This is a genomic window from Streptomyces lunalinharesii, assembly GCF_039532155.1.
Classification (GTDB): domain Bacteria; phylum Actinomycetota; class Actinomycetes; order Streptomycetales; family Streptomycetaceae; genus Streptomyces; species Streptomyces lunalinharesii.
In genome coordinates this window covers 160602-172884 of the sequence record NZ_BAAARK010000019.1, presented here as the reverse complement: position 1 = coordinate 172884, position 12283 = coordinate 160602, and the positions used below count along the sequence as shown (strand labels likewise).

Below are 12283 nucleotides of genomic sequence, written 5' to 3'. Positions count from 1 at the left end.
GGGCGGGCCGGAGGGGGTGGTGTGCAGGACGTAAAGCGCAGCAGTCCTGCACACCACCCCCGCAGGCCCGACACCGCCACCCAAACGCCCCGCGCAGCGGACAACGCCCGCCGCAGGCGCAACGGCGAGACGCCACACGGCGGCAAACCCCACAACGTGGGAAGAGGCCCGCGCCGCCAGGCGCAAGAACGTGGGATCAAGCCGAGCGCAGCTCCTGCCGTTGGTGGCCCAGGCCGTCGATTTCGAGTTCCACCACGTCGCCGGCCCGAAGATACGGCTTGGGCTCGGGCTGGCCCATTGCCACGCCGGCGGGGGTGCCGGTGTTGATGACGTCGCCCGGGTAGAGCGTCATGAACTGGCTGACGTAGCGGACCACTTCGGCCACCGGGAAGATCTGTTCGGCGGTCGTGCCGTCCTGCTTCAGCTCGCCGTTGACCCACAGACGGACGCCGAGTGCCTGCGGGTCCGGGACCTCGTCGGCGGTGACGAGCCAGGGGCCGAGCGGGTTGAACGTCTCGCAGTTCTTGCCCTTGTCCCACTGGCCGCCGCGCTCGATCTGGAAGGCCCGCTCGGAGACGTCGTGCGCCACCGCGTAGCCGGCCACCGCCGCCAGGGCCTGTTCGTCGGTCTCCAGGTAGCGGGCGGTCCGGCCGATGACGACGGCCAGTTCGACCTCCCAGTCGGTCTTCTCGCTGCCGCGCGGTACGAGGACCGTGTCGTCGGGGCCGACGACGGTGTCCGGGGCCTTCATGAAGATGATCGGCTCCTCCGGGGTGGCCGCCCCGGTCTCCCGCGCGTGGTCGTGGTAGTTCAGCCCGATGCACACGACCTTGCCGATCCGGGCGACCGGCGGGCCGACGCGGAGTTCGGTGGCGTCCAGTGCGGGCAGGTCGCCGGCGGCCGCGGCGGCCCGCACGCGGGCCAGCGCGGCGTCGTCCGCGAGCAGGGCGCCGTCGACGTCCGGGACCAGGCCCGACAGGTCTCGGAGCACGCCGGCCTCGTCGAGCAGCGCCGGGCGTTCCGCCCCCACCTTTCCGACACGCAGCAGCTTCATCGGTACAACTCCCGTGGTCGAAGGGTCGGCCTGGGAGGGACCTCGCAGGCCGGCCGATGGGGGACGGCCATCGAGCGATTTGGCCGATCCTCCAAGAAGGTGGTCCACTCCGCAAGACCCCGTTCACGGACTGGACCGTTACTGAGGGGTAATAACGATCGGGCCGGCGTCGGTGGCGCGGTGGTCAGGGTCGGTCGGCCGGTCCGGCGTGCCCGCCCGCGCCCCGGCGTTGGCCCGGGCGCGGGCCGCCTGCTGCCGCGCGGCACGCGTCTTGGGGCCGTTCCGGCGCGCGGGCCGCGGGGACGGCGGCGCCGGCGCCTGCGGTCGGGGCCGCGGCGCGTCCTGCGCCGCCGGTTCGGGGGCCGTCGCGGGCCGGCGGTCGCGGTGCAGCAGGGCCCGTTCGCACGCCGTCCAGGTCGTGCTGGTCACCACGTACAGCGCGGCCGCCAGCGGCACCACGGCCACGGTGATCAGCGTGCCGAAGGACAGCAGCGGCACCAGCTTGTTCATCGTGCCCAGGCCGGGGACGGTGGTGCCCGCCGCGGGCGTCGGGGCCGCGGCCGCCGTCGCCCTGGCCCGCCGGTAGTTCCAGGTGGCGACCGCCGCGATCAGGGCGAACAGCGCGAGGTAGACCAGGCCGTGCGGCCCGACCACCCCGCCGTCGGCGAGCGCCTGGCGCCAGGACCCGCCCAGCGGCGCGCCCAGCAGGGTGTGGTCGAGCAGCGTGCCGTTCCCGGTGGAGAAGAGGTGGTACATCACGAAGAAGACCGGGAGTTGGAGCAGCGTCGGCAGGCACCCGGCCAGCGGCGAGGAGCCGGAGTCGGCGTACAGGTCGGCCGTCGCCCGTTGGAGCCGCTCCCGGTCGCCGCGGTGCTTGCGCTGGAGGGCGGCGAGTTGAGGGGCGAGGACGGCACGGGCCTTCTCGCCCCGGGCCGCCGCGCGGGCGAGCGGGTGCAGGGCGGCGCGCACGCCGAGGGTGAACAGGATGATGGCGGCCGCGGTGGCCGCGGCGCCGAAGAGCGGTTCGATGGCCTGGGCGCCGCGCTCCAGCGCAGCACCGAGCAGGTCGAAAACGGACATGGGTGAGCCCTCCACGGGTCTCGTCGTGCCGAACGGGAGTAACGGCGTGACGGACCGCGCGGGCGCGCACCGGCGCAGGAGAAGGACGGATCGGGGCACGCGCCGGACGACTGCCGGGCGTGGTGGGAGTGCGCCGGAGCGGCTACGCGGCCGCCGGGAGGGGACGGCCGGGTGCTCGCGGACGTGGACGGCCGGCGGCGTCGGGATCGCGCTGCGGCAGGAACGCCGTGCGGCGCTCGCGGTCGCGGATGGCCGTGCGTATGCGGCCCGGTGGGACCGGGCGGGCGGCGGCGGCCAGGGCGAGGGCGCTGGACAGCAGCAGCACCGCGGCGGTGGTCGCGGCGGCGGCGAGGGTCGTGGTCAGGCCGCTCTGCGCGAGCAGGAGTCCGGCCAGCAGGAAGAACAGTGCGCTGGTGTAGAGCCGCCAGGCATCGGCGATGCGGTGCATCCGGCGTCCCCCTTTCCGCGCTCCCCGCGCCTCGTCGGTGGTCGGCCACCGACCGGCGGTGCGACCCGCCTCGCGTACCAGGGTAACCGCACGCACGAGCGAGGGCGACAACCCGTTCGAGGGGTTCTGCACGGCGGTCAACGACGGTCCGCGGTGCGGAAGGTGGCCGCGCCCGGCGGGGGCGGGGCCGGCCGCCGCGGCGCGTCGCCGCGGCGGCCGGCCGTCAGCGGGGGTCGCCCGCGGCGGTCCCGGCCCGGGGGAACTCGTCCTCCAGGGCCAGGACTTCGGCGTCCGGCCGGTCGTCGTCGCGGTCCCGCGGGCCGAGCCAGGTCACCGCCAACGTCACCACGACGTTCACCGCGAGTCCGACGATGCCGGCGTTCACGCCCCAGATCGGGTCGTGGCCGCCGAAGACCAGGACGCACACCAGGGCGAAGCCCGCGGCCAGGCCGCTGACCGCCGCATGCATCGTCAACCTCCGCCACACCAGGCCCAGGAGCAGCATCGGCACCAGTTGGGCCATGCCCTCGTAGGAGATCAGGGAGAGTCGGACCAAGGTGGTGGGCGCGGTGTAGGTGAGCAGCAGCGCGAGCGCCCCGGCGACCACCACGACCACCTGCGACCAGGTCTTCTGGCGGGACGCCAGGCGGGGCACCGCCCCCAGCACGCTCCTGCCCCACATCGTGCCGATGACCAGCATGAAGACCGCCATCGGCACGATCGAGGAGAGCGCCGCGGCCACCCCGATCACCCCGACCGCCCAGGCCGGCAGCGAGTCCACGACCAGTTTGAACAGCGCCAGGTTGGACCCGGCGCCGGTCAGCCCCGGGACGACGAACAGCGCCGCCAGCCCCAGCAGCATCGGCACGAACAACAGCACGTTGTAGAACGGCAGGTACATCGCGTTGCGGCGGAGCGCGTCGGCGTTGCGGGCGCCCAGGTAGCCGGCCACGGTCGTCGGGAAGATCACCACCGTCAGGGAGTTGATCAGGGTGGTGGTCACGAACCAGGACTGGCCCAGGCCGCCGGAGGCGTGGCCGGGGAAGGTCAGCCACTGCGGCTTCTCCGCGACGATCCGGTCCAAGAAGGGGCCGTAGCCGCCGAAGTAGTGCAGCGGCACGTACACCGCGAGGAACCCGAGGGTGACGATGACCAGCACGTCCTTGAGGACCGACACCCAGGCGCTGCCGCGCAGCCCGCTGACCACGACGAAGCCGGTGGTCACCGCGAAGCCGATGAAATAGGCCCAGTTGAGGCTGATCGTGCCGTAGGAGATGGTCGAGACGACCACGCCCATGCCGGTGATCTGGAGCTGGATGTAGGGCAGCAGGCAGACGGTGGCGAGGACCGCGACGGCGGCGCCGAGCCAGGGCCGGCGGTAGCGGTGGGCGATGATGTCGGTGATGCCGACCAGCCCGTGCCGGCGGGCGTAGGCCCACAGCATCGGGCCGACGACGTAGCCGATCGCGTAGCCGCAGGACATGTAGGCCAGGACGTAGAGCACCGGTGCGCCGAAGTTGTAGCCCCAGCCGGCCGCGCCGAGGTAGCTGAAGCTGGTGTAGCTCTCCCCGGCCATCAGCACCCAGATGAAGACGGTGCCCAGGCTGCGCCCGCCCACCGACCACTCGGCCAGGCCGGCCGCGGAGCCGTCGCCGCTTTGCCGGCCGCGGACCGCGAGCAGGCCCAGGGCGACGGTCAGCACCATGAACGCGGCGAAGATCGTGGTGGAGACGGTGGCGTTCACGCGCGGCCCCCGCTCGGTGCGTCGGCCCGGCCGTGGCCCCGCCGGCGGTCGCCGCGGCGGGCCAGCCACACCGACACCGGCGTCAGCAGGGTCGCGAGCAGCATCCAGAAGAAGAGGAACGGCAGGCCGAGGACGGTCGGCGTGACCCGGTTGACGAACGGCAGCACCACCAGGAACAGCACATACGGCAGCAGTAGCCAGAGCAGCGCGGGGCGCTTTCGGGATCCCGGGGGCGGGCCGCCGGGGGACTGGTTTCGCACGTGGGGAGAGCCTAGGCGACCGGCCGGTCGCCCGGTGCGGGACCTCGGCGATCGGCGGCGGTCCGCGCTCACCGCGGCTGCGCCGTCCGCAGCACCGCCCAGACGACCAGGCGGTAGGTGGAGGTGTACTCGGGCGTGCAGGTGGTCAGGGTGAGGTACGCGCCCGGGGCGGTGAAGCCGTGGCCGGGGTGGACGGTGCTGCGGGGAACGGGCGCCAGTACACCGGTGTCGCCCGGCGTGGTCTCGGGCAGCGTCGCGCGGACCACGTAGGTGGCGCGCAGCCGGGCGGTGTCGACGACGACGGTGTCGCCGGGGCGCAGCCGGTCGAGGTGGCGGAACGGCTCGCCGTGGGTGTTGCGGTGGCCGGCCAGCGCGGTGTTGCCCGGCCCGCCGGGCTGCGCGGTGCCCGGGTAGTGGCCGACGTAGCCGCGGTTGAGGACGGCGGTGCGGTCGACGCCCTCGGCGACCGGGGCGGTCAGGCCGATGCGGGGGATGCGCAGGACCGCGTAGGCGAGGTCGCGGGGCGGGGCCGCCGGGGCGGTGTCCGGGCCGTGCGGGGGCGCGGTGGGCGGGGCGGTGCCCGGCGCGGTCGGCCGCGCGCTGCCGGTGCCGGCCGCCGGCGCAGGGCGCACCGGTCCGGCCGCGGCCCCGGCCCGCCACTGCCGTTCCAACTGGCCGACCTCGTCGCGGGCGGCGCCCTGGGCCACGCGGTTGGTCCACCACAGCTGGTGGGCGACGAACAGCAGCAGCACCACGCCGAGCGTGACGGCCAGTTCCGCACCGGTCCACACGAGCTGAGCGGCCGGCGAGCGGCGGCCGTACCGCCCCCGCCGCCCCTGTACGACCACCGGTATCCGCTCCCGCACGCGGGCACCGTAAGCCCTGGGGCCGCAGCCCGCCAGGGTCGGTGCGGATCCGGTCCGGGCGCGGTGCCCGGGGTCCGGCCGGGTCAGCCGCCGAACGCCTGGGAGACGGCGTAGATGCACAGTCCGGCGAGGGCGCCGACGACCGTGCCGTTGATGCGGATGAACTGCAGGTCGCGGCCGATGTGCGCCTCGATCTTCTTGGAGGTGTGCTCGGCGTCCCAGCCGGCGACGGTGTCGGTGATCAGTGCGGTGATCTCGCCCTGGTACGTCGTCACGACGTAGGCGGCGGCGCCCTCCAGCCAGCCGTCGACCTTGTCGCGCAGCCGGTCGTCGGCCGCGAGCCGGCCGCCCAGGGACAGCAGCGCCCCGCGCACCCGGAGCCGCAGCTCGCTGTGCTCGTCCTCGGCGGCCGCCACCATCATCGCGCGGACCGCGCCCCAGGCGGAGGCGATCAGGTCCTGCACCTCGCCGCGGCCCAGCACCTCGGACTTGAGCCGCTCGACCTTCTCGCGGGTGCCCGGGTCGGAGCGCAGGTCGCTGGCGAAGTCGGTCAGGAAGCGGTCCACGGCGCCGCGCGCCGGGTGGTCGGGCATGTCCCGCATCTCGGTGACGAAGCGCAGCAGCTCCTTGTAGACCCGGTCGCCGACCTTGCGGTCGACGAACCGCGGGGTCCATCCGGGGGCGCCGCCGGAGACCGCGGCGACGACCGAGTCGCCGTGGTAGACCAGCCAGTCGTGGGCGCGGGCGCAGACCAGGTCCACCACCCGGGAGTGGCCGCCCTCGGCGACGACCTTCTCCAGCAGGGAGCCGATGCCGGGCGCGATCTCCTGGGCGTCGGCGCGGCGGGTGATGGCCTCGCCGACCACCGCCTGGACGTCGGAGTCGCGCAGCACGGTCAGCGCACCGCGCAGCGCGGTGGACAGTTCGGCGGTGACCCGGTCGGCGTTGCGCGGCTCGGCGAGCCAGGTGCCGAGCCGGGCGGCGACGCCGACCGAGCGCAGCCGGCGGCGGACCACGTCCCCGGAGAGGAAGTTCTCCCCGACGAAGTCGCCCAGGCTCTGTCCGAGCTGGTCCTTCTTGGTGGGGATGATCGCGGTGTGCGGGATCGGCAGCCCCATGGGGCGCTTGAACAGCGCGGTGACCGCGAACCAGTCGGCCAGCGCACCGACCATGCCGGCCTCGGCGGCCGCCGCGACGTAGCCGGTCCAGCCGCCCGCGCCGGCCGCCCCGGCCCACTTCGCCAGGGCGTACACCACGGCGACGACCAGCAGCAGACCGGTGGCCAGGGCCTTCATCCGGCGGACGGCCCGCCGCTTGTCCTCGTCGGCGGCGCTGTAGCCGAAGCCGCCGGGTGCCGTCCGGCCGCCCGGGGCGCCGGCCGCCGCCGGTGCGACGGCCCGCGCCGCCCGCGGCCCGCGCGGCCCCTCCGTCTGGGTGCGTTCCATCCGCTCCACCACTCCCACCGTGTCCCCCGCCTTCCGTACGCCGTCCGGTCCGCATCGCCCGGTCGGCGCCGTGCGCACGGCGCCGACCGGAGCGCGCGGTCCGTCCCGGGGCGCCGGGAGCCGTCCGTACCGGCCGTACGCCCGTATGTGTCCCACAGTGCCCTACTCCCGCAACCCACCACGAGTTCCCGGCGCCGCGGACGCCGGGGCGGGTCGGGGCGGCAGGCGGGCCCCCGGGGGTCCGTGGGATCATGGACCCCCGGCCGGACCGCGACGGCACCGCCGTCGACCGGACGTCCGCCGTCCGGCCTTCCCGGTCCGGACGTCCGCGTCCCGCCGTGCCCTGTCCGCCCGGAGCGCGCCGCTCCGCCAGCCCCAGGAGACGCCTGCGGCATGACCAGACGTGTGGGATTCCTCCTGCTCGCCGGCCTGGCGGCGGTGGTGCTGCTGATCTCGGCCGGCATATTCGTCGGCTTCGGCGGCGCCGGCGGCATTCCCGGCGCGGCTCCGCACGAACCTCAGACCTCGGCGGCGCCGGCGGTCTCCGGGCAGTGGGTCGGCACCTGGTCGGCGGCCGCGGCGTCGGCCGAGCCCGGCACCCAGGACGGCTACGGCCAGATGTCGATCCGCAACGTCGTGCACACCAGCGTCGGCGGCTCCAGCGCCCGGATCCGGCTCTCCAACCTCTACGGCACCCGCCCGCTGGCGGTCGGCCACGCCTCGCTCGCGCTGTCGGCGGGCGGCGGCAGCCCGCTCGCCACGGCCGGCACCATGCGCCGGATCACCTTCGACGGGAAGCCGTCGGTGACGCTGCCGGCCGGCGGCGAGCTCACCAGCGACCCGGTGCGGCTGGCCGTCCCCGGCAACGCCGACCTGCTGGTCACCACCTACTCACCGGCCCCCTCGGGACCGGCCACCTACCACCCGTACGCCCGCCAGACGTCCTACCTGGCGCGCGGCGACCGCACCGAGGACCCGGCCGGCACCGCCTACACCGAGCAGAGCCCCTACTGGCGCTACCTGACCGGCGTGGACGTGTTCAGCACCCAGGCGCACGGTGCGGTGGTGGCGATCGGCGACTCGATCACCGACGGCATCACCTCCACGCCGGGCGCCAACCACCGCTGGACCGACTTCCTCGCCGACCGGCTGCGCAACGAGCCGGGCGCCCCCCGCTACGGCGTCCTCAACACCGGCATCAGCGGCAACCGCCTACTGACCGACAGCAACCGCCTCTCCCCCACCAACGGCCCCAGCCTGCTCTCCCGTCTGGACCGCGATGCGCTGTCCCGTACGGGGGTGAAGGCGGTGGTGGTCGAGATCGGCGTGAACGACCTGTTCAAGGCGCCGCGGCAGCTCGACGCGCAGAAGATCGTGGCCGGCATGCGGGAGGTGGTCCACCAGGCGCACACCCACGGGCTGCGGGTCACCGGCTCCACCCTCACCCCGTTCGGCGGGCACCGCGGCTACTCCCGACAGCTCAACGCGGTACGCGAACAGATCAACCACGTCATCCGGTCCGGCACCGTCTACGACGAGGTGGTCGACTTCGACCGGACGCTGCGCGATCCGGTGCACCCGCTGCGGCTGCGGCCGGCCTACGACTCCGGGGACCACCTGCACCCCAGCGACGCCGGCTACCGCGCGATGGCCGACGCGGTGGACGTCGACCACCTCCGGCGGGCCGCCCCCGCCGCGCTCTGACCGCGGCGGCGGCCGGTCAGTCCAGTTCCCGGCGCTCGCGCCGATCCTCCCTGAGCCGCCGCTTCTCCTCCCGGCGCTCCTCCTTCAGCCGCCGCTGCTCCTCCTTGGGCAGCTTGCGCTCCACGCCGACGCCGCCCATCACGGCCAGCCCCGAGACGATCACCCGGGGCGCGCCGGGGTCGCCCGGGACGCCGTCCTCCTGGGAGTCGAAGGCCCCCATGATGCCCAAGCCGCGGGTCTCGACCTCGATGCCCGGCGGCACGATGACGTTGACCCCGCCCATCAGCGTCCAGACGCTGATCTCGACCTCCCCGGCGGCGAAGTTGGCCTCGCGCAGGTCGAGTTCGCCGCCGCCCATGAGGCAGATCGCGAGGAACCGGCGCCCGATCGTCCACCGGCCCTTGCGCTCGAAGCCGCCCATGACGGCGAGGCCCGACGTGGAGCCCTTGGCTCCCTCGGTGATCCGCTCGGACCAGGCCGTCACCGCGTCGCCGGCCGCCGGCTCCTTGCGCAGCGACAGCGGGGCCGGGGCGGGGGCGGCCGCCGGCAGGTCGGCGGTGATCAGTTCCAGTTCGCCGTAGGTGCGGGCCCGGTAGGTGGCGTCGAACCGCTCGTCGAACTCGGCCATGTCCAGCCGGCCTTCGGCGAGGGCGTCCCGCAGGATCTCGGCGACCCGCTCGCGGTCGGCGTCGGAGGCACGCAGCTGGGGCAGCCGTTCGTCAGTCATGCGGACAGATTACGGCCCGGTCCCGGGGCGCGGGCCGGGTCGCGCCGCCCGGTGCGACGCGGGCCGCGCCGCCGCCCGCGTACAGCTCGGCGATCAGGGTCTCGACGTCGGGTTCGCGGACCGCGAGGTCCACCAGTGGATAGCGGGCGGCGACCGCCGTGACCAGGGGCGCCGCGCTGTGGGCCGCGGGGAACGCCAGCCACTGCCGGGGGCCGTCCACCTTGGCCGTGCGGGCCCCGGGGACGCCCTCGATGGGCGGCAGCTCCGCCGCCAGGTCCACCACCAGCAGGCGTTCGCCGTCGGCGGCCGCCCGCAGCCCGGCCAGGTCCCCGTCGAAGACCAGCCGGCCGTGGTCGATGACCATCACGCGGCGGCACAACTGCTCGATGTCGGTGAGGTCGTGGGTGGTCAGCAGCACCGTGGTGCCCCGCTCGGCGTTGACCTCGTGCAGGAACGCGCGGACCTTCGCCTTGCTGGTGACGTCCAGGCCGATGGTCGGCTCGTCCAGGTAGAGCACCTCCGGGTCGTGCAGCAGCGCCGCCGCGAGGTCGCCGCGCATCCGCTGGCCGAGGGAGAGTTGGCGGACGGGGACGTCCAACAGCGGTGCCAGGTCGAGGAGTTCGACGCAGCGGTCGAGGTTGGTGCGGAAGGCGCCGGCCGGGACCCGGTACATCCGGCGCACCAGTTCGTAGGAGTCCTTCAGCGGCAGGTCCCACCACAGGGTGGTGCGCTGTCCGAAGACCACACCGATCCGGCGGGCGAGGCGGGTGCGTTCGCGAGAGGGGTATCCCCTGTTCGAGCGCAGCCGAGAACTTGGGGAAGGGTCGATGCCCGCGACCCGCAGCCGGCCGCCGCTGGGCGTCAGGATGCCGGTCAGCATCTTGATGGTGGTCGACTTCCCGGCGCCGTTCGGCCCGATGTAGCCGACCATCTCGCCGCGCGGCACCTGGAAGGTGAGGCCGTCGACGGCCCGCACCTGGTGCCGGGCCCGCCGCAGCCGGCCCACCTTGCGCCGCACGGTGAAGACCTTCTCGACACCGGCCACCTCGATCAGCGGCTCCGCCTCCGCCGGGTCCGTTTTGCCCACTGCGCTCGACTTCCCTTCGTCTGAAGCTCGTTGATGCGTGCGGTCAGCTGCCGGTGCTGCGGTAGGCGCACACGCCGCGCCGCCAGGCCAGGGCCGCGCCGGCGGCCATCAGCGCGGCCACCGCCGGCCCGAGGAAGGCGGTCCAGAGCGGCAGCCCGAGGGGGTAGGGGCGGCCCAACAGCCACAGCGCGGGCAGCCAGTTGACGAAGGCCAACGGGACGATGAAGGTGACCCCGCGCACCAGGTCCCGGGCGAACACCGTCGGCGGGTACTGGAGCAGGGCGTTGCCTCCGTAGGTGAGGGAGTTCTGCAGCTCGGCGGCGTCCTGGGCCCAGAACTGGAAGGCCGCGCCGACGGTGTAGACCGCGCCGAAGATCACCGCACCGCACACCGCCATCAGCGGCACCATCAGGACCCGGCCGGCCGTCCACTCCACGTCGAGTCGGCCCACCGACCACAGCAGCACCAGCAGCCCCTGGGTGGTGCGACCCAGCCGGCGCAGCGCGAAGCGGTCCGCGGCGATCTGGAGGTAGACCGGGACCGGACGCAGCAGCAGGGTGTCCAGGGTGCCGTCGCGGATCCGGGCGCCCAGCCGCTCCACGTTGCCGACCAGCAGGTCCGCCAGGCCCAGCGCGAGACTGCAGGTGCCGTAGAGGAAGGCGACCTCGGGCAGGGTGAAGCCGCCGAGCGCGTCGACCCGCGAGAACATCAGCAGGATCGCGACGAAGTCCAGTCCGCTGGCGGCGAAGTTGCCGAACGTCATCAGCACGAACGACGTCCGGTAGGCCAGCGTGGAACGCACCCACATCCAGGCGATCAGCCCGAACGCGAACAGCCCGTGCCCGACGGCCCGCAGCCGCCCGTCCGGTCCGTCGTCGCGCCACCCGGGCCGGGCGCTAGCCACCGTGGACCACCACCTTGCGGGTGGCGGCCGACTGCACGAGCCGCCCCAGTGCCAGCAGCACCACGGCCCAGGCCGCCTGGAACGCCAGCCCGCCGAGCAGCGCCCCGCCGGTCCGCGCACCGATCAGCACGTCGGCCGGCACCTGGAGCAGCGCCGCCCAGGGCAGCAGTTGGGCGAGGTCGGCGAAGCCGCCGGGGAAGACCCGCAGCGGCAGCACCATCCCGGAGAAGAACATGCAGGACAGCCCGCTGATCATGGCCAGCCCGGAACTGTCCAGCAGCCAGAACGCGGACAGCGCCACGAGGTAGCGCAGCGCGAAGCTGACGACCACGCCCAGCAGCGCCGACAGCAGGAAGCAGGCCCAGGTCAGCGGGTTGCCGGGGAGCGCCAGCGGGAACGCCAGGGCCCCCACCGCCAGCGGCACCACCCCGCGGCCGATCAGTTGGAACCCGGCCCGGCCCAGGTCGGCGGCGAGCCACCACAGCTGGAGGTCGGCCGGCCGGTAGAGGTCGACCGCGACGTCGCCGCTGCGGATCCGGTCCTGGAGCTCGTCCAGACCACCGGTGGCGATCATGGCGACGGCCAGCAGCGCCTGCCCGGCCCAGACGAAGGTCAGCGCCTGCGCGGGGCCGTAGCCGCCGAGGTGCGGCCGCTGGTCCCACAGGGCGAGGTAGGTGTAGGCGATGATGAAGCCGAAGACGGTGTTGGTGGCGACGCCCGCCGCGGTGGCGGCGCGGTAGGTGGCGTACCGCCGGAAGCTGCCGGCCGCCACGGCCCCGTACAACACGCCGCGCTCCCCCTGCTCTTGGTCGGTTCCGTCCGGGTCCGTGCGGGTCCGTGCGGACGGCAAGGCACCGGAGCCTAAGGTCCGCGTGCGGTGGGCACCATCGATTTATCACCCGTCCGGGTGAGGCAGGGGCGCCATTCAGCCGGTCGCCGGGCGGACGCGGGTGCGCGCCACCCC

12 protein-coding genes are annotated in these 12283 nt (G+C 74.3%); 1 reads left to right on the top strand and 11 read right to left on the bottom strand.

The genetic code is table 11. The features are described 5' to 3' along the window. Positions 1 to 196: 196 nt before the first annotated feature. The 7 genes from ABD385_RS26145 to ABD385_RS26115 form a co-directional block, all read right to left on the bottom strand. The gene (locus ABD385_RS26145) at positions 197 to 1054 is read right to left on the bottom strand and encodes a fumarylacetoacetate hydrolase family protein (protein ID WP_344580505.1); all 858 of its coding nucleotides are present in this window, start codon (positions 1052 to 1054) and stop codon (positions 197 to 199) included. Between the two features lie 138 nt (positions 1055 to 1192). After that, the gene (locus ABD385_RS26140; RefSeq protein ID WP_344580502.1) at positions 1193 to 2134 is read right to left on the bottom strand and encodes a YidC/Oxa1 family membrane protein insertase; all 942 of its coding nucleotides are present in this window, start codon (positions 2132 to 2134) and stop codon (positions 1193 to 1195) included. Positions 2135 to 2276: 142 nt separating this feature from the next. Further along, on the bottom strand, positions 2277 to 2582 hold the full coding sequence (locus ABD385_RS26135; RefSeq protein WP_344580499.1) for a DUF6412 domain-containing protein: 306 nt from the start codon (positions 2580 to 2582) through the stop codon (positions 2277 to 2279). Positions 2583 to 2805: 223 nt separating this feature from the next. Then, a complete protein-coding gene (locus ABD385_RS26130; protein WP_344580495.1) occupies positions 2806 to 4326 on the bottom strand; it encodes a sodium:solute symporter family protein in 1521 nt (506 codons plus the stop codon). Further along, a complete protein-coding gene (locus tag ABD385_RS26125; protein WP_235217394.1) occupies positions 4323 to 4586 on the bottom strand; it encodes a DUF3311 domain-containing protein in 264 nt (87 codons plus the stop codon). Before ABD385_RS26125 ends, ABD385_RS26130 begins: the two co-directional genes overlap by 4 nt. Positions 4587 to 4654: 68 nt before the next feature. Further along, complete coding sequence (locus ABD385_RS26120; RefSeq protein ID WP_344580491.1) at positions 4655 to 5452, bottom strand: class E sortase; 798 nt, start codon at positions 5450 to 5452, stop codon at positions 4655 to 4657. An 83-nt stretch (positions 5453 to 5535) separates the two neighbouring features. Further along, entirely contained in the window at positions 5536 to 6897 is a 1362-nt protein-coding gene (locus tag ABD385_RS26115; protein ID WP_344580487.1) for a DUF445 domain-containing protein, read from the bottom strand. Between the two features lie 393 nt (positions 6898 to 7290). On the opposite strand from ABD385_RS26115, the gene ABD385_RS26110 reads away from it, so the two are divergent. After that, positions 7291 to 8601 (top strand): SGNH/GDSL hydrolase family protein, encoded by a 1311-nt coding sequence (locus ABD385_RS26110; RefSeq protein ID WP_344580484.1) that lies wholly within the window; start codon positions 7291 to 7293, stop codon positions 8599 to 8601. A 16-nt stretch (positions 8602 to 8617) separates the two neighbouring features. On the opposite strand, the gene ABD385_RS26105 is transcribed toward ABD385_RS26110, so the two are convergent. Genes ABD385_RS26105 through ABD385_RS26090 form a run of 4 tightly spaced genes read right to left on the bottom strand, consistent with a single transcriptional unit; the run spans position 8618 to position 12106 of the window. Then, positions 8618 to 9328: a DUF1707 SHOCT-like domain-containing protein gene (locus ABD385_RS26105; RefSeq protein ID WP_344580480.1), complete on the bottom strand. Its 711-nt coding sequence runs from the start codon at positions 9326 to 9328 to the stop codon at positions 8618 to 8620. Further along, a complete protein-coding gene (locus tag ABD385_RS26100) occupies positions 9321 to 10415 on the bottom strand; it encodes an ABC transporter ATP-binding protein (RefSeq protein WP_344580478.1) in 1095 nt (364 codons plus the stop codon). The genes ABD385_RS26105 and ABD385_RS26100 overlap by 8 nt, the downstream gene beginning before the upstream one ends. Before the next feature lie 43 nt (positions 10416 to 10458). Next, positions 10459 to 11319 carry an ABC transporter permease gene (locus ABD385_RS26095; RefSeq protein WP_344580475.1) on the bottom strand — a complete coding sequence of 287 codons (861 nt, stop codon included), beginning with the start codon at positions 11317 to 11319 and terminating at the stop codon, positions 10459 to 10461. After that, a complete protein-coding gene (locus tag ABD385_RS26090; protein ID WP_344580472.1) occupies positions 11312 to 12106 on the bottom strand; it encodes an ABC transporter permease in 795 nt (264 codons plus the stop codon). The genes ABD385_RS26095 and ABD385_RS26090 overlap by 8 nt, the downstream gene beginning before the upstream one ends. Positions 12107 to 12283: the final 177 nt, after the last annotated feature.

Coding starts and splice junctions, on each gene's coding strand:
- ABD385_RS26145 (WP_344580505.1), bottom strand. CDS start 1,054: ATGAAGCTGCTGCGTGTCGGAAAGGTGGGGGCGGAACGCCCGGCGCTG.
- ABD385_RS26140 (WP_344580502.1), bottom strand. CDS start 2,134: ATGTCCGTTTTCGACCTGCTCGGTGCTGCGCTGGAGCGCGGCGCCCAG.
- ABD385_RS26135 (WP_344580499.1), bottom strand. CDS start 2,582: ATGCACCGCATCGCCGATGCCTGGCGGCTCTACACCAGCGCACTGTTC.
- ABD385_RS26115 (WP_344580487.1), bottom strand. CDS start 6,897: ATGGAACGCACCCAGACGGAGGGGCCGCGCGGGCCGCGGGCGGCGCGG.
- ABD385_RS26110 (WP_344580484.1), top strand. CDS start 7,291: ATGACCAGACGTGTGGGATTCCTCCTGCTCGCCGGCCTGGCGGCGGTG.
- ABD385_RS26105 (WP_344580480.1), bottom strand. CDS start 9,328: ATGACTGACGAACGGCTGCCCCAGCTGCGTGCCTCCGACGCCGACCGC.